The organism is Aquamicrobium soli (genome assembly GCF_042646345.1).
GTDB lineage: Bacteria > Pseudomonadota > Alphaproteobacteria > Rhizobiales > Rhizobiaceae > Mesorhizobium > Mesorhizobium soli_A.
This window is the reverse complement of the sequence record NZ_JBHRTK010000003.1, coordinates 113,758-135,602: the sequence shown is the minus strand read 5'-3', so window position 1 is coordinate 135,602 and position 21,845 is coordinate 113,758. Positions and strand designations below refer to the sequence as shown.

Annotated in this window: 23 protein-coding genes and 1 pseudogene; 7 read left to right on the top strand and 17 right to left on the bottom strand. The window is 66.4% G+C overall.

Annotation, left to right across the window (positions count from 1 at the left end):
- Positions 1–111: 111 nt before the first annotated feature.
- The 15 genes and pseudogenes from ACFOHJ_RS03690 to ACFOHJ_RS03620 all read right to left on the bottom strand — a co-directional run bounded on the left by ACFOHJ_RS03690 (position 112) and on the right by ACFOHJ_RS03620 (position 12,300).
- Positions 112–1,013 (bottom strand): annotated as a pseudogene (locus tag ACFOHJ_RS03690) (flagellin).
- Between the two features lie 191 nt (positions 1,014–1,204).
- The gene (gene fliP / locus ACFOHJ_RS03685) at positions 1,205–1,948 is read right to left on the bottom strand and encodes a flagellar type III secretion system pore protein FliP (protein WP_378218644.1); all 744 of its coding nucleotides are present in this window, start codon (positions 1,946–1,948) and stop codon (positions 1,205–1,207) included.
- A complete protein-coding gene (locus tag ACFOHJ_RS03680) occupies positions 1,945–2,433 on the bottom strand; it encodes a flagellar basal body-associated FliL family protein (protein ID WP_378218642.1) in 489 nt (162 codons plus the stop codon). Before ACFOHJ_RS03680 ends, fliP begins: the two co-directional genes overlap by 4 nt.
- A gap of 32 nt (positions 2,434–2,465) precedes the next feature.
- Positions 2,466–3,170, bottom strand: a complete 705-nt coding sequence (gene flgH / locus ACFOHJ_RS03675; protein ID WP_378218640.1) for a flagellar basal body L-ring protein FlgH — start codon at positions 3,168–3,170, stop codon at positions 2,466–2,468.
- Positions 3,167–3,751, bottom strand: a complete 585-nt coding sequence (locus tag ACFOHJ_RS03670) for a MotE family protein (RefSeq protein WP_378218638.1) — start codon at positions 3,749–3,751, stop codon at positions 3,167–3,169. The genes flgH and ACFOHJ_RS03670 overlap by 4 nt, the downstream gene beginning before the upstream one ends.
- A 125-nt stretch (positions 3,752–3,876) precedes the next feature.
- Positions 3,877–5,112: a flagellar basal body P-ring protein FlgI gene (locus ACFOHJ_RS03665; RefSeq protein WP_378218635.1), complete on the bottom strand. Its 1,236-nt coding sequence runs from the start codon at positions 5,110–5,112 to the stop codon at positions 3,877–3,879.
- On the bottom strand, positions 5,109–5,615 hold the full coding sequence (gene flgA / locus ACFOHJ_RS03660; protein WP_378218633.1) for a flagellar basal body P-ring formation chaperone FlgA: 507 nt from the start codon (positions 5,613–5,615) through the stop codon (positions 5,109–5,111). The genes ACFOHJ_RS03665 and flgA overlap by 4 nt, the downstream gene beginning before the upstream one ends.
- Positions 5,616–5,621: 6 nt before the next feature.
- Positions 5,622–6,410, bottom strand: a complete 789-nt coding sequence (flgG, locus tag ACFOHJ_RS03655) for a flagellar basal-body rod protein FlgG (protein ID WP_378218631.1) — start codon at positions 6,408–6,410, stop codon at positions 5,622–5,624.
- A 10-nt stretch (positions 6,411–6,420) separates the two neighbouring features.
- The gene (locus ACFOHJ_RS03650) at positions 6,421–6,756 is read right to left on the bottom strand and encodes a flagellar hook-basal body complex protein FliE (RefSeq protein WP_378218713.1); all 336 of its coding nucleotides are present in this window, start codon (positions 6,754–6,756) and stop codon (positions 6,421–6,423) included.
- A gap of 13 nt (positions 6,757–6,769) precedes the next feature.
- On the bottom strand, positions 6,770–7,183 hold the full coding sequence (gene flgC / locus ACFOHJ_RS03645; protein ID WP_378218628.1) for a flagellar basal body rod protein FlgC: 414 nt from the start codon (positions 7,181–7,183) through the stop codon (positions 6,770–6,772).
- Positions 7,184–7,185: 2 nt separating this feature from the next.
- Positions 7,186–7,566 carry a flagellar basal body rod protein FlgB gene (flgB, locus tag ACFOHJ_RS03640; RefSeq protein WP_378218626.1) on the bottom strand — a complete coding sequence of 127 codons (381 nt, stop codon included), beginning with the start codon at positions 7,564–7,566 and terminating at the stop codon, positions 7,186–7,188.
- Between the two features lie 64 nt (positions 7,567–7,630).
- Entirely contained in the window at positions 7,631–8,365 is a 735-nt protein-coding gene (locus ACFOHJ_RS03635; protein ID WP_378218624.1) for a hypothetical protein, read from the bottom strand.
- Entirely contained in the window at positions 8,352–9,749 is a 1,398-nt protein-coding gene (gene fliI / locus ACFOHJ_RS03630; RefSeq protein ID WP_378218622.1) for a flagellar protein export ATPase FliI, read from the bottom strand. The genes ACFOHJ_RS03635 and fliI overlap by 14 nt, the downstream gene beginning before the upstream one ends.
- Positions 9,750–9,759: 10 nt before the next feature.
- Positions 9,760–10,482 (bottom strand): flagellar basal-body rod protein FlgF, encoded by a 723-nt coding sequence (flgF, locus tag ACFOHJ_RS03625; RefSeq protein ID WP_378218620.1) that lies wholly within the window; start codon positions 10,480–10,482, stop codon positions 9,760–9,762.
- Between the two features lie 6 nt (positions 10,483–10,488).
- Positions 10,489–12,300 (bottom strand): DUF1217 domain-containing protein, encoded by a 1,812-nt coding sequence (locus ACFOHJ_RS03620; protein WP_378218618.1) that lies wholly within the window; start codon positions 12,298–12,300, stop codon positions 10,489–10,491.
- 154 nt (positions 12,301–12,454) lie between these two features.
- Here ACFOHJ_RS03620 and motA point away from each other — a divergent pair, with 154 nt between their 5' ends.
- The 6 genes from motA (at position 12,455) to ACFOHJ_RS03590 (ending at position 17,468) form a co-directional block, all read left to right on the top strand.
- A complete protein-coding gene (motA, locus tag ACFOHJ_RS03615; RefSeq protein WP_378218616.1) occupies positions 12,455–13,330 on the top strand; it encodes a flagellar motor stator protein MotA in 876 nt (291 codons plus the stop codon).
- A 33-nt stretch (positions 13,331–13,363) separates the two neighbouring features.
- Entirely contained in the window at positions 13,364–14,296 is a 933-nt protein-coding gene (locus tag ACFOHJ_RS03610) for a FliM/FliN family flagellar motor switch protein (RefSeq protein WP_378218614.1), read from the top strand.
- A gap of 21 nt (positions 14,297–14,317) precedes the next feature.
- Complete coding sequence (fliN, locus tag ACFOHJ_RS03605) at positions 14,318–14,704, top strand: flagellar motor switch protein FliN (RefSeq protein WP_378218612.1); 387 nt, start codon at positions 14,318–14,320, stop codon at positions 14,702–14,704.
- A 202-nt stretch (positions 14,705–14,906) separates the two neighbouring features.
- A complete protein-coding gene (locus tag ACFOHJ_RS03600) occupies positions 14,907–15,920 on the top strand; it encodes a flagellar motor switch protein FliG (RefSeq protein ID WP_378218610.1) in 1,014 nt (337 codons plus the stop codon).
- Positions 15,921–15,934: 14 nt separating this feature from the next.
- Positions 15,935–17,017 (top strand): flagellar biosynthesis protein FlhB, encoded by a 1,083-nt coding sequence (gene flhB / locus ACFOHJ_RS03595; RefSeq protein WP_378218608.1) that lies wholly within the window; start codon positions 15,935–15,937, stop codon positions 17,015–17,017.
- A 19-nt stretch (positions 17,018–17,036) separates the two neighbouring features.
- Complete coding sequence (locus ACFOHJ_RS03590; protein ID WP_378218606.1) at positions 17,037–17,468, top strand: hypothetical protein; 432 nt, start codon at positions 17,037–17,039, stop codon at positions 17,466–17,468.
- A gap of 48 nt (positions 17,469–17,516) precedes the next feature.
- Here the strand turns inward: ACFOHJ_RS03590 and ACFOHJ_RS03585 are convergent, their stop codons facing one another.
- Together ACFOHJ_RS03585 and ACFOHJ_RS03580 are read right to left on the bottom strand one after the other, a co-directional pair.
- The gene (locus ACFOHJ_RS03585; RefSeq protein ID WP_378218604.1) at positions 17,517–18,302 is read right to left on the bottom strand and encodes a helix-turn-helix transcriptional regulator; all 786 of its coding nucleotides are present in this window, start codon (positions 18,300–18,302) and stop codon (positions 17,517–17,519) included.
- Positions 18,299–19,018, bottom strand: coding sequence for a helix-turn-helix transcriptional regulator (locus tag ACFOHJ_RS03580; protein WP_378218602.1), 720 nt, complete (start codon positions 19,016–19,018; stop codon positions 18,299–18,301). The genes ACFOHJ_RS03585 and ACFOHJ_RS03580 overlap by 4 nt, the downstream gene beginning before the upstream one ends.
- Positions 19,019–19,443: 425 nt before the next feature.
- Here ACFOHJ_RS03580 and ACFOHJ_RS03575 point away from each other — a divergent pair, with 425 nt between their 5' ends.
- Positions 19,444–21,768 carry a Tex family protein gene (locus ACFOHJ_RS03575; protein ID WP_378218599.1) on the top strand — a complete coding sequence of 775 codons (2,325 nt, stop codon included), beginning with the start codon at positions 19,444–19,446 and terminating at the stop codon, positions 21,766–21,768.
- Positions 21,769–21,845: the final 77 nt, after the last annotated feature.

Genomic DNA, 21,845 nt, shown 5'->3' with positions numbered 1-21,845 from the left:
GATCGGCCGGTATGACGGTTCGGCATCATGCCAATGACCCGAAGGGGTCACCCGTCATTCTGGACTGACAATGGCGGGCCAGGCGCCATGCATGGCCCGCCGTTCAGAAGTTTAGCGGAACAGCGACAGGATCGACTGCGAGGAACCGTTGGCGATCGACAGCGCCTGGATGCCGAGCTGCTGCTGAACCTGGAGGGCCTGCAGCCGGGTGGATTCCTTGTTCATGTCGGCGTCGACGAGCTGGCCCACGCCACGGTCGATGGAGTCCATCAGGCTCTGCGTGAAGGTCTTCTGCAGGTCGATGCGGCTCTTGCTGGCGCCGAGCGTCGTAGCCGCCGTCGTCATGTCCTTCAGCGCGGCTTCCGTGGCCGTTATCATCTTGCTGATCTGCGTGTCGGTGGCAAACAGTGTGCCGTCCGTCAGCTTCATCGAGGAGACGGCAAATGCGTCACCGGCTGCGTCGGTGCCGAGCGTGCCGGACGTTGCGGCCACGACCGCGCCGGTGGTGCCCAGACGGGCGGAGTCGAGGATGCCCTTCTTCGTGGGCGAGGCGCCGCTGTCGTAGAGCTTGATGTCCTCGACCTTGATGTCGATGGTCGAGATCGAGGCGGCGCCGGTCGAGGAGCGGTTGAAGGCCGAGACGATCTTGACGTCTCCGGAAGCTCCCGACGCATTCGACACCGACAGCATGTTGGTGCCGGAGAAGGTGGCGCCATCGGCGTAAGACTGCATCTGCGCCTGCAGCGAGGCGATTTCAGTCTGGATCTTGGCCTTGTCGGCGTCGGTCGCACCGTAGGCGGAAACCAGCTTGGTCTTGATCTGGTTGATGGTGTCGACGGCCTTGTTCATGCCGGTATAGGCGGTGTCGACCTTCGAGGCGCCGAGGCCGAGCGCGTCCTGCACGGACGACAGCGCCTGGTTGTCCGAGCGCATCGTCGTGGNNGGTTCTTGTTGGTGGCATTCAGGCTCTGCAGAGCCGTCAACGCCGAGGCGTTGGTCATGATACTGGACATGGATACACGTACCCGTTCTTACACAAAACTCGGATACATACCGGATCGGCCGGTGTGACGGTACGGCATCATGCCAATGGCCTGAAGAGGCCACCCGCCATCGTCCGCGACCATGGCAGGCAGTTCCTGAAAAAGGCCTAAGCCTTATGGTTAATGGAAGGTGAAATTGCTCCCGGCGGTAAAGTCGCCGGTCAGTGGAACGAGCGCACGAGGCTGCCGACCAGGAGGTTCCAGCCGTCGATCAGCACGAAGAACATGATCTTGAACGGCAGCGACACCACCGTCGGCGGCAGCATCATCATGCCCATGGCCATGGTCACCGTAGCGACGATGAGGTCGATGACGAGGAAGGGCAACACGATCAGGAAGCCGATCTCGAAACCGCGCCTTATTTCCGAGATCATGAAGGCGGGAACGAGGATGCGCAGGTCGACCGTGTCGCGCGCCACCTGCTGGCCGCGGTCGCGCGCGAGGTCGGCGAACAGGTCGAAGTCCTTGTCGCGGACATTGCGCAGCATGAAGGTGCGGAACGGGTCGGAAATCCGTTCCAGCGCCACCGGCTGGCTGATCTGGTTGTCCATCAGCGGCTTGACGCCGTTGTTCCACGCCTGGTCGAAGGTCGGAGCCATGACGTAGAAGGTCATGAACAGCGACAGCGAGATCAGGATCAGGTTGGCCGGCGTCGATTGCAGGCCGATGCCGGCGCGCAGGATCGAAAAGGCGATCACGAAGCGGGTGAAGCTGGTCACCATGATCAGCAGGCCCGGCGCCACCGACAGAACGGTGAGCAGGCCGAACAACTGGATGATGGTGCCGGTCGTGGCACCGTCGGCCTGGCTCAGCGCGCCGAGGTCGATCTGCTGGGCGGCAGCGGCCGAGACGGTGGCGGCGAGGGCGGCGGCGGTTGCGACCGCCGTGGCGAAACGCGTTCTCATTCGAACAGAAGGGTCCTTACGAGCACTTCCCTGACGTGGCCGTCGCTGCGGATCGCCGCGCGCTCGTTGAGGTCGGCCCGGAGATGCTGATAGCCGCTGGCGCCTTCGATCTGGTGCATCTTGAGCGTGCGCAGATAGGCGAGAAGGTCCTGGTGCACCGCCTCGACCAGGTCGGGAGGCTGCGGCGTGTCGAGCACGAGCGAGGCGTCGAGCCGCACCCAGATCGAGGCCGGCGAAGCGAGGTTGGTGGTCATGGGGGCGATCGGCACCAGGAGCGGCCCGGCGTTCGGATCGGCGTCGCTGTCCTTGGCCGGGGCGGCCTGGCCCTGACTTGCCTCCGCGGCTGGAACGCTCGGCGGCGCTTCCGAGCCCTTCAGGTAGGAGCCGGCGAACCAGCCGATGCCGAGTGCCGCGACCGTCATGGCTACGAAGATAGCGCCCTGGATGACGGGCGACGGCCCCTTTGAGGCAGGAGTGTCTTCCATGGTTGCCACGGCCGCGCGTCCCTTCGCCATCGTCAGAAAGGAAGCACCTGGTCAAGCACCTGCTGGCCGTAGGCCGGTTGCTGGACCTCGCTGATGCGGCCGCGTCCGCCATAGGAAATGCGGGCCTCGGCGATGCGTTCATAGGAGATGGTGTTTTCGGCGCCGATGTCGGAGGGGCGTACGATGCCGGCGATGGTGAGGATCCTCAACTCGGCGTTGACGCGCACCTCCTGCGACCCCTTGATCATCAAATTGCCGTTGGGCAGCACGTCGGTGACGACGGCGGCGACGTTGAGGTCGATCGACTCGGAACGCTCGGTGGCGCCGTCGGCATTGGTCTTGGTGCTGGAATCGAGCGTGCCCTTGCCCTTCCCGCTGGTCGAATACTGGTCCCAGCCGAGGTCGGCGCCGAAGCCCAGCGAGCGCGAGGCCGTGCGGCTGCGGTCGTTCTGGTTCTTGAACTTGGCGCGGTCGTTGATCCTGATGCGGACGGTCAGGATGTCGCCCGCGCGCAGGGCGCGCGGATCTGTGAACAGCTTGCTCTGGCGGTCGTCCCACAGCGAGAACTTGCGCACCGGCGCCGCCGGCGTCTGCGGGTACTGGTAGACCGAGGCGCTGCCGCCCTCGATGCCGGCGCCGACCGGGGACAGCGCCGGTTCCTTGCCCACTTCCCGGAGGTCGGATGCGCAGCCGGAGAGCGTCATCGCAGCCAGGAGGAAAAGCGTCTTGCGGATCATGACGGGTCTGTCCTGCGGGCGGCGCTGGCCATGATGCCGGTAAGCGTGGCGGCTGCCTTGTTGTCCATCTCGTTGAGGATGACGCTGGCCTTGCGCGTGTCGAGCTTCATCAGGATGGCGGCGGCGAGCTCGGCGTTGACGATCGCCAGCCGCTCGGCCGCGGCATCCGGTTTCATGCCGGCGTAGATCTTGACCACGCTGTCCTGCGCGCGGGCCAGAAACACCTCGCGCCGCTTGAGCCAGGTTTCGTATTCCGTCTTCTTGGCGTCGAGCGCTTTCATGCGGGCATCGATGTCGGCCTGCAACTGTTTCAGTTCGGCGGCCTGCAACGCGTAGCGGCGGTCGCGGGCGGCGTCGGCGATATTGGAGCAGAAGCGCTCGATCTCGCTTTCGTCGCCCGAGGGGGACGTGCCTGCCGCGGGAGCCTGCACCCTCGTCAGTTCCCCTGCCGCCGGAGCGGCCGGCGCGCCGGGCAGGACCTGGCGGACGGTCTCGTCGGCCAACGCCAGCGTCGCCGTGCCGAGCAGGGCGGCGAGCGCGAGGACGGGCAGTCTACCCCCACCCCTAGCCCCTCCCCACAAGGGGGAGGGGAACCTGGTGGACGCCTCTCCGGATCCCCCTCCCCCTTGTGGGGAGGGGTCAGGGGTGGGGGTATGAAGCCCACTGAACTTGCCATGCAATTGCCCCGCGATCATCGGCAGGCTCCTCATTGCACCACCAGATCGGCTTGCAGCGCGCCGGCCGACTTGATGCCCTGGAGGATGGCGATGATGCCGTCCGGCTTGACGCCGAGGCGGTTCAGGCCGGAAACCAGCGTTTCGAGGTTCGGCCCGTCGAGCACGGCGACGCGCGCGTTGGGTTGGCTCGCGTCGATCGCGGTATAGGGTTCGACCGCGGTTTCGCCCTTCGAGAACGGCTCCGGCTGCACCACGCGCGGCGCTTCGGTGATGCGCACGGTCAACGTGCCGTGACTGATGGCGACGCGCGAAATCCGGACCTCGTTGCCGATGACGATGGTGCCGGTACGCTCGTCGATGACGACGCGGGCCGGGGCGTCGGATTCGACGACGAGATTCTCGATCTCGGCATAGAAGCGGGCGGCGGCGATGTTCTTCGGCTTCTTGACGGAGACGGTGCGCGCGTCCCGCTCGGCCGCCACGCGTACGCCGAAGCGCTGGCCGGTATAGTCGTTGATGGCATCCGCGATGCGCACGGCGGTGGAGAAATCCGGATTGCGCAGTTGCAGCGTCAGCACCTGCTGGTCGCCGAACTCGGCCTCGACCGCGCGCTCGACGATGGCGCCGTTGGGCACGCGCCCGGAGGTCGGCACGCCCTGGGTCAACTGCTCAGCCTGCCCTTGCGCGTTGAAGCCGGAGACGATGACCGAACCCTGGCCGACGGCATAGATCTGGCCGTCCGCCGCCTTCAGCGGGGTCATGATCAGCGTGCCGCCGGCAAGCGAGGAGGCGTCGCCCATCGAGGAGACGTCGATATCGATGCGCGCGCCCGATTGCACGAAGGGCGGCATGTTGGCGGTAACGATGACGGCGGCAACATTCTTGGCACGCGCGCTGCCGCCCTGGGTGGCGATGCCGAGGTTTTCCAGCATGGCGCGGATCGACTGCTCTGTGAAGGGCGAGTTGCGCAACGAGTCACCCGAGCCCTGCAGGCCGATCACCAGACCGTAACCGACGAGCTGATTGTCGCGCGCGCTCTGCAACTGGGCGATGTCCTTGATGCGCGAGGCGACCTGGCCCGGCGGCAGCGAGCTCGGCCGGGTGGACACCTGGAACATGCGCGCCGTGGTCTTGGCGTCGTAGTTGGGGTCGTCGAAGCCTTTGGCCGCCAGTTCGCGCCTGGCCTTGGCCGACAACCCGTCGGCGACGGCTGGTTGCAGGCAAAAGATGGTCGCGGCGAGGGCGAGGATCAGGGTCCGCTTCATGACGCGCCGATCCGGATGGTGCCGTCGGCCATCACCGTGCCGGAAAAGATCTTGCCGCTGTCGACGTTGCGCACCTTGACGAGATCGCCGGCCGAGCCCGGTTCGAGCGTGACGGCGGCGGCCGAGATGGTCAGCGCGCCGGCGGCGAAGATGACCTGCACCGGCGCGCCCTGTTCGACCAGCCACGGCGCGCGGATGGCGTTGACCGGAATGTAGTGGCCGGGCAGCAGCGTGCGCTTGGCGATCTTGCCGTCCAGCTCCTCCAAGCGGGTGGCGACCGCATCGGGTTTCTTCTTGCCGGGAACGAGCGTCACTTCCTTCAGCGCGCCGGGCGCGATGGTCTCGCCCGGATAGATGACGCGGTCGGGGATGAGCACGACCTCTCCCGCCGGCTGGCTCGCCGCAACCACGGTCTCCTCTCCGAATGCCGGCGCGCAGACGCCGGCCAGCGCGGCGGCGAGGGCGGCGCACAGCAGGAAGGGGCGTAGGGGCGACAGCGACACGGCCTGTTACCGGATGTTCTTGGAAACGACGGAGGCCATGTCGTCGGCGGCCTGGATGACCTTGGAATTCATCTCGTAGGCGCGCTGCGCCGAGATCAGATCGGTGATTTCCTTGACCGGATCGACATTGGAGGATTCCAGATAACCCTGCTCGATCGTGGCGAAGCCGGGGTCGCCGGGAACGCCGATATTGGCGGGGCCGGATGCCGTCGTTTCCTGGAACAGGTTGTCGCCGAGCGGGGCAAGGCCCGCTTCGTTGGCGAAGTTGGCGAGCGTCAGCTGGCCGATGTTCTGCAGGTCAATCTGGCCGTCGACGCGCGCGAACACCTGCCCGGTCTTGTTGACGATGACCTCGACGGCGTCCTGCGGCACCATGATCGCGGGGACGACGTTGGCGCCGTCGACCGTCACCAGCTGGCCTTCGGCGTTGGTGTTGAAGGCGCCGGCGCGGCTGTAGAGCGTCGAGCCGTCGGCGGCTTCGATCTGGAACCAGCCCTTGCCGGTCAGCGCGAGGTCGAAGCTGTTGCCGGTATTGGCCAGTTGCCCCTGGGTGTGGACGTTGCGCACCGCGGTGGTCTTGACGCCGAGGCCGATCGAGACGCCTTCCGGCACGATCGAGGTGTTGGCGCGGTTCGGCACGCCCTGCGTGCGGTCGACCTGGTAGAGCAGGTCGGAGAACTCGGCGCGCGCCCGCTTGTAGCCGGTGGTGTTGATGTTGGCGATGTTGTTGGCGATGACTTCCAGGTTGGTCTGCTGGGCGTTCATGCCGGTGGCGGCGATGGCGAGTGCTTTCACGGGAAATTCCTCAGATGGCCATGCGGCTGACTTCGAGATAGGCGGAGACGATCTTGTCGCGGATGGCGACGGCGGTCTGCAGCGCCTGCTGGGCGTCCATCACCGCATCGACCACCTGGCGGGTGTCGGCGTCGCCCTTGAGCGCCTGGATCGACATCTTCTCGGCGTTTTCGAGCGTGCCGACCGTCTTCGACGCGGCCTGGCTCAGCGCGTCGGCGAAGGAAGCGGCGACGTCGCCGCCGGCCGCGGGTGTTGCTGCCGCGCCGCCTTGCAACAGGTTGGTCGCGCCGTCCGCGCCGCCGAGTGCCGGCTTGAACTGAAGGGCGCCGATGCCGCCGATCCCGATGCCTCCAACCATGTCAGCTCCTCATCAGGTCGATGGTCATGGAAATGAGGTCGCGGGCCTGCTTGATGACCTGCAGATTGGCCTCGTAGGAGCGGTTGGCCTCCTGCATGTCGGCCATTTCGATCAGCGGGTTGACGTTGGGCATCTTGACGTAGCCCTTTTCGTCGGCCGCCTCGTTGCCGGGCTGGAACTCGACGGGAAAGGCGGAATGGTCGCGATCGATCGCATTGATGCCGACCAGCGACACGCCGGAGGCGCGGTCGAGTTCGGAAACGAAGCTGATGGTCTTGCGCCGGTAGGGGTCGGAGCCGGCGGTCGTGCCCGTGGACTGGGCGTTGGCGAGGTTTTCGGAGACGACGCGCAAGCGCTCCGACTGGGCGCCGAGGCCGGAAGCGGCAACCTTGAGGGCGGCGGTCAGGGCGTCCATGGTCAGCCCTTCACCGCAGTCATCACCATGGCGTGGAATGCCTTGACGATGGCCGTGTTGAGTTCGAAGGCGCGGCGCACCTCGCCGGCCTTCAGCAGTTCGTCTTCCAGCACCACGGTGTTCTTCGAGGGCATGACCGCGCCGTCGAATTCCTGCGGCCTGACGGCAAAGCCGGCCTCGCTGGCGCCGAAGCCGAGATGGCCAGACTGGGTGGCGCGCAGCGATACGCTCGTCTGGTCGAGCACCTTTTCGAACGGCACGACGTCGGTTGCGGTGTAGCCGGGGGTGTTGGCGTTGGCGATGTTGCCGGCAACGGACGACTGGCGCACGGCAAGCCACTCGGCCTGCTTGCTGGCAAGATCGAAAAGGGTGACGGGCTCCATGAGAATCTCCGGGCAACTGCCGAAGATTACGGTGCCAGTCTTGCGCGGGCCTTGCGCGCGGACGCTATCGAGTTGGCTCGATGACCGTGTTGGTGCTGGTGACCAGCACCCATTTGCCGCCGCGCCGTTCGATGGTGGCGACCTTGCTGTTGTCCGGCAAGGTCGACCCCGGCTGCACGATCCACAGGCCGGCGTCGTCCTCGATCATGGCGCGGCCGTTGGCGACGTGGACGAGGCGGAAGCTGGTATCGGCCGGAAAAGGCTGCTGGTCGAGGCCGGGCGCCTTGGCCGGGTCCTCGCGCTCCTCGGCCGGCGTTCCGGTGGCGAATAGGTCGAGATTTTGCGGCAATCGGTCCTGGGCGGTTTCCGGGCCGGTGCTGCCGGCCGCCGGGTTGGGGTTGACGATGCGTCCGCCACGCTCGCCGGTGCCGCCCACATAAAGGCCGTGGGTGGTGAAGCGGACGTCGTTATAGAAAATGTACCAGGGAAACAGCGCGCAGATCAGTCCGAGGGCGACGCCGAGGGCCGCCACCACCAGGTCGCTGCGCCGGCCGGCCTTGCTTTCCGGCTTGGGAAACTGAGCCTGCGGCGGGCGCGGCCATTGCGACGGCGCCGCGAGCGCACCCTGCCGAGGTTTCGGGTTCTCCCGGCTCGCTTCGCCGTCCTGCCTTGGCGAAAACAACCCCTGCAAAAGCGACTTGCGGCTCTCCTCGGCCGCGTTCTGGGCGGCATGCGCCTCGTCGAGCATTTCGTGCAGCAGGCGCTCGGTGCGTTGCCGTTCGGGATCAGGAGCCGGCATTCTGGTTGCCTCTCAGGTGGTGCGCCAGATCCGCGAACGGGTCCGCCGACGGCGGGTCTTTCGGCGACTGCGTGAGCGCTTCGTAGATCAGGGGAACCTGGCGCACGGCGAGGTCCAGTTCGGCATCGGCGCCGCCCTGGTAGGCTCCGAGCAGCCGGATATCGCGCGTATCCTCAAAGCGGGAGATCATCGATTTCAACCTGGTCACCAGCACGCGCTGTTCCGGCGACCACGCCTTGCCGGCAAGCCGGGAGATGGACGACAGCGGATTGACCGGCGGATAGCGGCCCTGCTCGGCGATCCCGCGGTCGAGCACGACATGGCCGTCGAGGATGCCGCGCACGCAATCGGCGACGGGGTCGTTGTGGTCGTCGCCGTCGATCAGCACCGAGATGATGGCGGTGATGGAGCCCTTTCCCTCGGCGCCCGGACCGGCGCGTTCGAGCAGCTTGGGCAGGTCGGTGAAGACGGATGCCGGATAGCCGCGCGCCACCGGTGGCTCGCCCGTTCCCGTCGCCACTTCGCGCAGCGCATGGGCGAAACGGGTGATCGAATCCAGCACCAGCAGCACGCGCTGGCCCTGGTCGCGGAAGTGTTCGGCAACCCGCATGGCGGTGTCGGGCGCGCGCCGCCGCATCATGGCGCTCTCGTCGCTGGTGGCGACCACAGCGACGGTCTTGGCCATCGATTGGCCGATCGTGTCCTCGAGGAATTCGCGCACCTCGCGGCCACGCTCGCCGATCAGCGCCACGACCACCGTGTCGAAGGCATCGGCGCCGGCGAGCATGGCGAGCAGCGTCGACTTGCCGACGCCTGAGCCGGCGAAGACACCGAGCCGCTGGCCGAAACATAGCGGCGTGAAGATGTCGATGACGCGCACGCCGGTCGAAAAGGCGGTGCCGACGCGCTGGCGGGCGAGCGCCCCCGGCGTGGCGCTGCCGTCGCCGTCCCCGGTGCCGCTGCGCACAAGCGGCGGTCCGCCGTCGATGGGGCGGGCGAGCGCGTCGATGACGCGGCCGCGCCAACTGGCGTGCGGCTCGACCGTGAACGGCCCGCGGCGGAAGACGGCGTCGCCGATGCCTGCGTCGGCGCTGCGCTCGAAGGGGGCGACCACGACCTCGTCGCGCGCGATCTGGACGATCTCGCCGCTGCGGGTCCCGGCATGGCTGCGGTGTTCGACGATGTCGCCGAGCCGGGCGACCTGCGAGAGGCCGCTTACCTTGTAGTGGGTGGCCGACACCTCGGCGATGCGGCCGCCGTGGCGCAGCAGCGTCGTATCGTCGCGGAAGCGGGTCCACAGGCGCTCGAGCGTCGCCAGCGAGCCTTCCGGCTCGTCGGCGGATGGCGGTTCGCCCGCCCGCACGGGGGAGTTTGCCGGACCCATCGCGCCGGCGCTACTTGGAGCCGAGCGTCTTGATGGCGTCGTCGCTGGACGCCGTCGCCTGGCGTATCAGCGCCGCCGTGTTCTCGAAGGCGCGCTGGACCATGATCAGCCGGGTCATTTCCTGCACGGGATTGACGTTGGATTCCTCGACGAAGCCTTGCGCCACGCCGGCATCGGCGCGGTCGACCACCGGCTCGGGCTCGCGTGCCGGAACGATGCCGGAATTGCCGAAGCGGACGAAATTCGCGCCGGGCTCGAAGGTGAACAGGCCGATCGCGCCGACCATGTGGTCGCCCTGGCGCAGCGACCCGTCAGCGCTGGCCCTGGGCGGGCCGCCGCGCGGGTCGAGTTGGATCGGCGCGCCGCCGGCGTCGAGCACGCGGTAGCCTTCGATCGATCGCAACTCGCCGTTCTCGTTCATCGAGAAGCGGCCGTCGCGGGTCATCACCGTGCCTGCCGGCGTCTCGATGCCGAACCAGGCGTCGCCCTGGATGGCGAAGTCGAACGGGTTGCCGGTTTCCGTCAGCGAGCCGTGGCGGGTGGAAAGATAGGTGTTGCCGGAAGATGCAAAGGAAACCGCCTTCTGCCCGGTGCCGGTAACGACGTCCTCGAATTTCACCCCGGTGGCGCGGAAACCGACGGTCGAGGCGTTGGCGACGTTGTCGGCGATGGTATCGAGCCGGCGCTCGAGCGCGATCTGGGCGGAAAGCGAAACGTAGAGACTGTCCTGCATCGGCCTTCAGTACCTCAGATTCTGCATGGCGATCATCAGATCGGTCGAGATGCCGATGGCGGTCGGCTGGGCGAACAGGACGCTGACCGAGGTCTGCGCGCTCGATGTCGGATGGTCGATTTCGTAAAGAGTGGTGAAACGGCTGAGGAACTTGGAAAGCCTCACCGGGTCGGTGAAATCGGCGATGTCGAGTTTGCTCTCGAACAGGGCCGCCTGCTTGTCGATATCGGCAGTGGCGAAGGAATCGGGCAGGCCGAGCGCGGTGCGCACCACGCTGGCCAGCGCCTTGTCGGCCAGCACGTCATACCAGTTGGTGATGTCGCCGGCCTTGCGCTGGAAGTTCAGCGCCAGGCGCACGCCCTCGTTGGTCTTGCCGGCGTTTTCCTCCAACGTCTGGCGCATGTATTTGTCGACGGTGCCCTGCCGTGCCGGCACGTAGGTGGTCGCGGCCTCGCCATACTGCTCGAAGTTGAAGGCGGTGGCCAGGCCGGCATAGACCTTGTTGTCCATCTTGTTGGCGACGCTGTCGGGGTCGCGGATGCCGCCTTCCAGCACACGGCGGATGAGGTTCTTGTCCTCTTTCGCCGGATCGAGGCCGTAGGAGGCAAGCGCGTAATTATAGAGCCTGCTGTCGGCAAACAGGTCGTCGATGGATTTCACATGGACGATGTTGGCCGTGTAGTAGGCTGTCTCGGCCTGGATATAGGCCTTGTTGGGCCGGATCAGGCCCAACTGGGATTCGGAGACGTAAAGCTTCGGCGTCAGCTTCAGCACCTCGTCGCGCGTCGTCGCCTGGTCGCCGAACCCGGCGAAGTCGAAGGCGGAGACGAAATTGGCGTAGCTCTTGTCGGCAAGCTTATTCGCGGGGCTTTCGGGGTCGCCGACGCCGCCTTCCAGCATTGCGCGGATCGTCTGCGGCGTTTCGGTCGAGGCGTCGAGCCCGTAGGCGGCCATGGCGAAGGACAGCAGGCGCTGATCCTTCATCAGGCCGTCGATCGATTTCACGTTGCCGATGTTCTTCGCATAATAATCGGCCTCGGCCTTGATGTAGTCGGCCGAGACTTTCGGCAGCACCAGTCCGGTGCCGGCCATGTAGCCCTTCGGCACCGCGACCTGGACATCGTCGCTGGCGGTCGTCTGGTCGCCATGCTCGACGAAATTGAAGGCGGCGACGAAAGCCGCGTATTTCTTGTCGGGCAACTGGTTGGCGGGGCTGCCGGGGTCGCTGACGCCGCCCTCGAGCATCGCGCGCACGCGTTCGGGCGGCTCGGTCACGGCGTCGAGCCCGAACGCCGCCATCGCATAGGTGAGCAGGCGCTCGTTGCCCATCAGGTCGTCGATCGACTTCACCGACGAGATGTTGGTCAGGTAGTAGGCGGTTTCGTTCCGGTAGTCGGTGAACCCGTCCTGCACGCCTCCGAGGCCGACCTGGAGCACGTAGTTCTGGGTAATCCCTTGTTGGGCCGGATTATAGGTCGTCGCGCTTTCGCCGAGCTTCGTGAAGTTGAAGGCGGCGACGAACTGCGCATAGCGCTTGTCGGTCAGCTTGTTGGCGAAACTGTTGGGGTCGGTGACGCCTTCCTTGAGTGCCTTGACCATGAAGGCCTTGGCGTAGGTCATATCGCCGAGGCCGAAGGCCTTCATCGCGTAGCTGAACAGGCGCTGGTCGTTGACGAAATCGTCGACGGTTTTCACCTTGCCGATATTGGCGAGGTAATAGTCGGTTTCGCGCTTCACCGCCGGTTGCGTCTGGACCTGGCCGATCGCCCTCGGGATGTCGCGAGCGATCAGCTGATAGCTCGTATAGGTGTTCAACATGGCGCATCTCCGCCCGGCTTCAGCCCGGCAAGATAGGCCGACTTCCTTGCGCGAAGCTGAATCGGCACGCCTGCGCGGCGGATTCAAGCCTCACACAAGGCAGGCGCGCTAGTGGATGGCACTGGACTGCTGATTTGACTTCGAAAGGGCGGCCGTGGGCATTCTGATCGGACTGGTGGTGACGCTCGGCTGCGTCCTTGGCGGCTTCATGGCCATGGGCGGGCATCTGCGCGTCCTGATCCAGCCCTACGAAGCCATCGTCATCTGCGGCGCGGCGCTCGGAACCTTCATCGTCGCCAACTCGATGAAGACGGTGAAGGACACCGGCAGGGGGATCGTCGAGGCGCTGAAGGGCTCGGTGCCGAAGGAGCAGGATTATCTCGAGACGCTCGGCGTCCTGCACGCGCTGATGCGCGAACTGCGCTCCAAGTCGCGCAGCGAGGTCGAGGCGCATATCGACAATGCCGAGGAATCGGCGATCTTCCAGGTCTTTCCGACGGTCATGAAGAACGTCGACCTCCGGAATTTCATCTGCGACTACTGCCGCATCATTATCATCGGCAACGCCCGCTCGCACGAGATCGAGGCGCTGATGGACGAGGAAATCCAGACAATCCGCAGCGAGAAGCTGAAGTCCTATCACGCCATGGTGGCGGTGGGCGACGGCCTGCCGGCGCTCGGCATCGTCGCGGCGGTGCTCGGCGTGGTCAAGGCGATGGGCGCGCTCGACCAGTCGCCCGAAGTGCTCGGCGAGCTGATCGGCGCGGCGCTGGTCGGCACTTTCCTCGGCATCTTTCTTTCCTATGCGGTGGTCGGGCCGATCGCGGCCAAGATGAAGAACATCCGTGAAAAGAACAACCGGCTCTACGTCATCGTCAAGCAGACGCTGCTGGCCTACATGAACGGCTCGCTGCCGCAGGTGGCGATCGAATTCGGCCGCAAGACGATCTCGTCCCACGACCGTCCCTCGATCGATGCCGTCGAGCAGAGCACCATGAACACCGGCGCCCCCGAAAAGCAGGCCGCGTGACGTCATGATGCCGGTCGCGAGCGGATATAGAGCATGACGAGCCCGGCCAGCCCCGCCGATACGCGCGCATCAATCGTCGAGCGGCTGGTCGGCGATACCGGCGAGCCCGAGCAGGTGGAAGCCGCCGCCCGGGCGCTGGCCGAGCGTAGCGTGCCGGCCATCATGCGCGGGCTGGAAGAAAGCATGGCGACCCCGCTCGCCATCGAGGTCGCCAGCATCGAGCTTTGCCGTTTCGTCGAGGCGCGCCCGGATGCGGCCAACCATGCCATGACGATCGCGGCCTCCGCCTCGTCGCCGGATGCGCTGGTGCTGTCGATCGACAATGACGGGCTCGCCGTCGTGGTCGGCACACTGTTCGGCGGCGATCCGCAGGAGCCGGTGCCGCCGATCGAGCGCGATCTGTCGCCGCTCGAGATCGACGTCGCGACGATGGTGTTCGAGCAGGTGGCGCAGGCGATGAATGGGTCGGGACCGCGCGCCTTCGAATTCAAGCTGCCGCTGCCTCTGGCCATCACCGGCAAGGACATGGCGCGGCGCATCCTGCGTGACGGGCCGGCTGTGCGGGTCTGCTTCTCGCTGGCGACGCCGGCCTCGCGCGGCACGATGGCGCTGACGATGCCGCAGCGCGTGCTGTTGAAGCATCGCGGCGATACCGGCATGGCGGCAAGAGAAGGGGCGCCGGCCTCCGAATGGCGTGACCGCTTCTCCGAGGAAGTCATGCGCTCGACCGTGACGCTGGAGGCGACGATGCCGCTGTCGCGGCTGACGCTCGCCGATCTCGCCACTTTCGAGGAAGGGCAGGTCATCGAACTGGACGAGGCCGCACAGACGCAGGCGCGGCTTTCGGCGCGTGGCCAGACGCTGTTCGTGTGCGAATTCGGCAAGCTCGGGCAGAACTACACCGTTCGGGTGAGGCATCCCTTCGATGCCGGACAGGACTTTATCGACGGGCTTTTGCCCGGCTGACAGGCGACTTGGAGACGACGCATGAGCCAGACCGAAGCGGATGCCGGCACCGACATGCCCGACGAGCAGCTCGACCGGGCGATCGAGGAACTGCGCGGCGTGCTCAAGGAAGAGCAGAGACGGCCGGAAGCCGCTTCCCGCGCCGGGGCAGGGGCCAATTCCAGCATCATCATGAACATTCCCGTCGAAGTACAGATCGTGCTCGGCAGCACCGAGATGCCGGTGTCGGAACTGATGGCGTTGCAGAAGGGCTCGACGGTGGCGCTCGACCGCCGCATCGGCGAGCCGGTCGACGTCGTGGTCAACGGCCGCCGCATCGCGCGCGGCGAAATCACCGTGCTCGACAACGACCCCTCGCGCTTCGGCATCCGCCTGACCGAGATCGTCGCCACCGCAAAGAGCGCCTGACGATGCGGCTGGCCGCTGGCTTCATACCCCCACCCCTAACCCGTCCCCACAAGGGGGAGGGGGACACCTATTCCGCACCGCTCCCGCGACCGAAGCTCGATTGCGGAATGGCGCCTCAGGATTCCCCTCCCCCTTGCGGGGAGGGGCTAGGGGCGGGGGTAGCCCATGCAGGACGGCGTATCCATGATTGCGGAGGACCGGCATGAGCCAGCCGCTGACGCTGACGCGGCCGCAGAAGGCCGCCGCCATCCTGGTGGCGATGGGCAAGCCGTCGGCCAGCCGGCTGCTGAAATTCTTCAAGCAGGAGGAACTGAAGGCGCTGATCGAGGGCGCGCGGTTGCTGCGCACCATTCCGCAGGCCGATCTCGAGCGCATCGTCGCCGAGTTCGAGGCCGAGTTCACCGAGGGCGCGGGACTGCTCGATTCCGCCGACAAGATGGACACCATCCTCAACGAATCGCTGTCGGCGGAAGAAATGAACGCCCTCATGGGCGGCAAGAAGCCGGAAGTCGCCGCCGGCGCGCCGCCGATCTGGCCCGAGCTCGAGAAACTCGACCCCTCCCGGCTCGGGACCTTCCTGTCGCGCGAACATGCGCAGACGGCGGCCATGGTGCTGTCGAAACTGTCACCGGCGGCTGCCGCCAAGGTGCTGCTGACGCTGGAAAACCCGCAGCGCAACGTCATCATCGCCCGCATGGTCACGCTGACCAATGTTCCCGAGACGGCGACGCGGATCGTGGAAAGCCAGTTGCGCACCCATGTGCTGGCCGAAACCTCGTCCAAGGACAATGCCGCCGGGCAGGCGCGCGTCGCCAGCATGCTCAACGAGATGGACAAGTCCGAGCTCGAAGAGGTCATGCGGGACATGGAAAGCTCGGGCATCCCCGACCTGGCGGCGATCAAGGCGCGGCTTTTCGCCTTCGAGGACGTGCTGCTGCTCGACCAGAAGGCGCGCGTGGCGCTGTTCGACGGCCTGTCGAGCGAACTGGTGACGGTGGCGCTGCGCGGGGCCGAGCCCCAGGTGGTCGAAGCCGCGCTTTCCTCGATCGGCGCGCGCTCGCGCCGCATGATCGAATCCGAACTCGGGCAGGGTTCGCAGAACGTCCAGCAAAAGGACATCCTCCAGGCCCGCAAGGAGATCGCCGCCACCGCGATCCGCATGGCGCGCGAAGGCGCCTTCGACCTGCCGGCGACGCAGCCTGCCGAAGCGGCCTGAGCTTCGGCTGAGCCATGGCCGATCCGGTCGACAAGGACTCAAAGACCGAGGAAGCGACCGAGAAGAAGGTTCGCGACACCATCGAGCAGGGCAAGCTGCCCAACTCGCGTGAGACCGCTCTTCTGGCCTCCTTCCTCGCCATCTTGATCTACACCGTCTTTTACGCCCGCGACGCCTTCGTCGATCTCGGCCTGTTCCTGTCGGTGTTCCTGGAGAAGCCGGAAGCCTGGCCGCTCGACACCGAGACCGACGTCATCGAACTCTACAAGTCGGTGATGATGGCGATCGCGCAGGCGGTGACGAGCCTGCTCGCGTTGCTGGTGATCGCCGGCGTCGGGGCCTCCGTGTTCCAGAACGTGCCGCAGTTCGTCGGCGAGCGCATCCGGCCGCAGCTTTCGCGCATTTCGCTCGCCAAGGGCTGGAACCGGCTGTTCGGCCTGCAGGGCTTCGTCGAATTCCTGAAGTCGCTGGCCAAGGTCGGCTTCGCGAGCGTCGTGCTGGTGTTCACGCTGTCGCAGGACCACCGCCGGCTGCTGGCCGGCATGATGACCAACCCGCTCGAATTCGCGATGGTCATCCGCAGTATCGGCGTCGACATCCTGGTCGCCATCGTCTTCGTCATGGCGCTGATCGCCAGCGCCGACCTCGTCTGGTCGCGCTTCAGCTGGAAGCGCGACATGCGCATGAGCAAGCAGGAGGTGAAGGACGAACTGAAGCAGTCCGAAGGCGACCCGATCGTGCGCTCACGCCTGCGCTCGCTGGCGCGCGACCGCTCGCGCCGGCGCATGATGGCGGCGGTACCGCGCGCAACCCTGGTTATCGCCAACCCGACCCACTTCTCCATCGCCCTCAAATATGTACGCGAGGAAGACTCCGCCCCCCTCGTGCTCGCCAAGGGGCAGGATCTGGTGGCGCTGAAGATCCGCGAGATCGCGGCGGAGCACGGCATTCCCGTCTTCGAGGACGTGGCGCTCGCCCGTTCCATGTACAAGCAAGTTTCGGTGGATAGTGTGATCCCGTCGCAATTCTACCAGGCTGTCGCCGAGCTCGTACGGGTCGTCTACTCAAGGAAATCGGAGCGTCGGCAGCTAACATGAACGGATGGTCCACCGCTGAATGAACCGACAGCCTTATGCCGATTCGCGCGAAGTCATCGTCGCCGGGGCCATCGAACCGGTGGTGCGGGAACTCCGCTTCGTCGAGGTGGCCGACTATATCGCCTTCATCCGGCTGGAGCACTTCGCCTGTCTTTCGGATATCGTCGATTCGGCGGCCGAACTGTTCTTCCTGCCGGGCATGCTGCGGCTGGGCCATGGCGGCGAGGCGCATGTCGACTGGAGCGGGCAGCCGCGGATCGTGCTGGACCTCGAACTGAGGCCGCCCGGCATCACCGTCTATTTCCAGTTGACGCTCACCGAGCATGAGGCGTCGGTCGTGGTCAACTACGTCTCGTTCGAGCAGCCGGACGAGGACCCGTCCCGCAATACCGCCCTGCTGCAGGCCGCCATCGAGCGGGCGCGCATCCGCAAGCCGGAAAAGGTGAGATAGGCCAGCCGAAGGGGGGACGGCCCAAGCCGATCTCCGGACGGTTCCATCCTACTCGATCAGGCCGAGCCGCAGCGCCTTGGCCACCGCCTGGGTGCGGCTGACGGCGTTGAGCTTCTGGGCGCATTGGGTGAGATACTGGTTGGCGGTGTGCACCGACAGCTTCAGCAGCTTCGCGATGGCTTCGCTGGTGTAGCCGTTGGCGGTCAGCTTCAGGCATTCCAGTTCGCGCTTCGAGATGGCCCTGGAGCGACCCGCGTCGCCGGGCCGGATCAGCGCCACGCCGGCAAACAGCGTGAAGCAGCGGGCATGAATTTCGTAAAGCTGATCCTGCTGCAAGGCGATGTGCGGCCCGAAGAACACCGCCAATCCACACTGGCCGCGATCGGCATGGACGGGAAAGGCGATGCCGGTGGTGCCGGGCACCAGCGGCGCCGTCCTGTCGACCCAGGCAAGGGTGCGGAAGGCCGCATCGGAGCCGGGCACGCCGTCGTCGCTCCACCAGCACGGCTGCGTCGAGATGCGGGTGTGGCGCACCATGTCCTCGCCGCCCGCGCCCGACATGAATTTCGTCGCCACCGAGACGCTCGGATAGTCGCTGTCGAAGCAGGCGACCAGCCGGTCCCGTTCGGCCGACGGGCTGGCGAAGAACAGGCCGAAGCCGGTCGCGTTGATATCCATCGCGATCCAGCGGCAAAGCCGCACCGCATCGGGGATGGTGGCCACCCGGTGGGTCCGCGAACCGATGGAAAAGGCGCCGAAGGGGTTGCGGTCCTGGCTGAACAGGTCAGCGGCGGCTTCCCTGATGTCGGCATGGCTGGCAAGGGCGTGGGTCAAATGATGCCGCTCCTGATCGCGGTCGCGATCGCCATCGCCCGGTTGGCCGCCGAGAACTTCTGGATCGCGTGGGTGATGTAGCTGTTGACGGTGTTGGAGGAGACGCCGAGGATGACGGCGACCTCGTCGGTGGTCTTGCCTTCCGACACCCAGAACAGGCATTCGCGCTCGCGGTCGGAAAGCGGGTCGCGCATTGAGGCCTGCGCCAAGAGGTGCGGGGCCAGCGACAGCGCGTAGCAGCATTTCAGCTGCGCCCGCATGACGCCGACCGGATCGATGCTGCCGGCTTTCCCCGACGAGAACAGGCAGAACAGGCGCTGGCGGCCGACGTCGAGGCGCAGCGAATAGACTTCCGCGTGACCCAGCACGGCGAGCAGGCGCGCTTCCTCGCCGGTGACCAGGCCGTCGGTGTCCGGCGCGCCGTCCGTCACCAGCGGCTGCGGTCGGGTGCCGGGTGCCGCGGTCAGCGACCCCTGCGCCAGCGTTGCGATCAGCGGCTTGCCGGCGAGTTCGATGGCATCGAAAATCCAGTTCGAGCAGAGGATGCGCGCGTCGTTGCTGTCCTGCTCATGGACGACGGCGACGAGCATGTAGTTGTCGGCGCCGATCTCGGCGCACAATTCCATGAGGAATGCGGTGACGTCGCCACGGGACGAAAGGCGGGAAGTCCCCTTGCTGAGCGGGTCGGCTTCGACTGGCGCGGTTGAACCGTTCATTTCTTCATCGAGTCAGAATCACTGCCCATGCCCGGTGCCGCATCACGGCAACGAACCCCCTTACGCATCACGTTACGATGGTACACGCGGTGCGGGACCGCACCGGATCAGGTCAGTAACCGAAAGGAGGCAAGACGCCAGACCCTGGCAGCCGGAAGAGCGTGTCGCCGGGCTTGCTGGTGGCAGCCGTGCCCCCCACGGACCGGCTGATTCGGCTTAATTTACCCGCACTCGAATCCGACATCAAACAACATTTAACGAAATGTTAACGATATGACTCCGAACGCGAGCATCCTCGACTTCGACGCTTTGCGGGGCGGACATCCGCCGGGTTTCCTGTGGACTCCGGGGGTGGCTGCATCCATGGGGTTGGACCCTGGCGAAGCGGCGTTTATGGTCGCGGCCCCTGACAACAGCGAGTTTTCATGAGCACTGCAACGAGCCCCGCGACCGCCCGCATCGCCGCCCTGATCGCCACCGAGATCAACGCCCGCGCGGAGCAGGTTTCCGCCGCGATCGGCCTTCTGGACGAGGGCGCGACGGTGCCGTTCGTGGCGCGCTATCGCAAGGAGGTCACGGGCGGGCTGGACGACACGCAGCTTCGCCTGCTCGACGAGCGGCTCGCCTATCTGCGCGAACTGGATGCGCGGCGCGACACCATCCTCGGCTCGATCCGCGAGCAGGGAAAGCTCACGGAAGAGCTCGAAACCAGGATCGCGGCGGCGGCGACCAAGGCGGAACTCGAGGACATCTACCTTCCCTACAAGCCGAAGCGGCGGACCAAGGCCGAGATCGCGCGCGAGCGCGGGCTGGGACCGTTGGCGGAGGCCATTCTCGCCGACCGCGCGGCGGTGCCGGCGGAATTGGCGGCCGCCTACCTCACCGATGACGTGCCTGACGCGAAGGCGGCGCTGGAGGGCGCGCGCGACATTCTCTCCGAACAGTTCGCCGAAAATGCCGATCTGGTCGGCAGGCTGCGCGCCTATATGAAGGACCGCGCCTTCCTGCGCTCGCGCGTCGTCGACGGCAAGCAGGAGGCGGGGGCGAAATTCTCCGACTATTTCGACCATGCCGAGCGCTGGGCAACGGTGGCCGGGCACAGGGCGCTCGCCATGCTGCGCGGCCGCAACGAGGACGTGCTGTCGCTCGACATCGAGGTCGATGCCGACGACGCCTCGCCGGTCAAGCCGGTGGAGCGCATGATCGCCGACGCCTACGCCATCGGCCGGCAGTTGCCGGGCGACCGCTGGCTGATGGAAGTGGCCGGCTGGACATGGCGGGTGAAGCTGTCGCTGCACCTTTCGCTCGACCTGATGCGGGAATTGCGCGAGCGCGCCGAGGACGAGGCGATCCAGGTGTTCGCGCGCAACCTGAAGGACCTGCTGCTGGCCGCGCCCGCGGGTTCGCGCCCGACGATGGGGCTCGACCCCGGCATTCGCACCGGGGTCAAGGTCGCGGTGGTGGACGGCACCGGCAAGCTGGTGGCGACGACCACCGTCTATCCGTTCCAGCCCAAGAACGATCTGCGCGGCGCGCAGGCGGAACTGGCGAGACTGATCCGCGCGCATAAGGTGGAACTGATCTCCATCGGCAACGGCACCGCCAGCCGCGAGACCGAGAAGCTGGTGGCCGAACTCCTGGCCGACATGCCGTTCGAGGACGGGGCGAAAAAGCCGCTCAAGGTCGTGGTCAGCGAGGCGGGCGCTTCCGTCTATTCCGCCTCGGCCACCGCCGCGGCGGAATTTCCCGATCTCGACGTGTCGCTGCGCGGGGCGGTTTCCATCGCCCGGCGCTTGCAGGACCCGCTGGCGGAACTGGTCAAGATCGAGCCGAAATCCATCGGCGTCGGCCAGTACCAGCACGATGTCGACCAGTACCGGCTTGGCCGCTCGCTGGAGGCGGTGGTCGAGGATGCGGTGAACGCCGTCGGCGTCGACCTCAACACGGCGTCCGCGCCGCTGCTGGCGCGCGTGTCCGGCCTTGGCGCGTCGCTGGCCGAGGCGATCGTGGCGCATCGCGATGCGATCGGCCCCTTCGCCAGCCGCAGCGAATTGCTGAAAGTGTCGCGCCTTGGCCCGCGCGCCTTCGAGCAATGCGCCGGCTTCCTGCGCATCCGCGACGGCGCGGAGCCGCTCGATGCTTCGTCCGTCCACCCGGAAGCCTATGGCGTGGCCAAGAAGATCGTCGCCGCCTGCGGCCGCGACGTGCATGCGCTGATGGGCGACGCCGCGGCGCTCAAGGCGCTCGACCCGCGCGTGTTCGTGGACGAGCGCTTCGGCCTGCCGACGGTGCGCGACATCATCGCGGAACTGGAGAAGCCCGGCCGCGACCCGCGCCCCGGCTTCAAGACGGCGACGTTTGCCGACGGCGTGGACGACATCAAGGACCTGAAGCCCGGCATGCTGCTGGAAGGAACCGTCACCAATGTCGCCGCCTTCGGCGCCTTCGTCGACATCGGCGTGCACCAAGACGGGCTGGTGCATGTCTCGCAGCTTGCCGACCGTTTCGTGAAGGACGCGCACGAGGTGGTGAAGGCCGGCGACGTGGTCAAGGTGCGCGTGGTTGAGGTCGACATCAAGCGCAAGCGCATCGGGCTTTCCATGCGCAAGCATGGCGGCGGTGCGCCGGCAAGGCCTGCCGCGCGCGATGCCGGCGGCAAGGGCCGCATGCCGCCGATGCGGCAGGCTCCGCAGGCTGCCTCGCAGGGCGCGTTCGGGGCCGCTTTGGCGGATGCTCTGAAACGCAAGTGAGCGCCGCCTGAAATGCGGCTTGGTCTACTCGCTTTCGTTTGATTTTCCTGGCCCGGCGATGGATAAGTCGCCGGGTT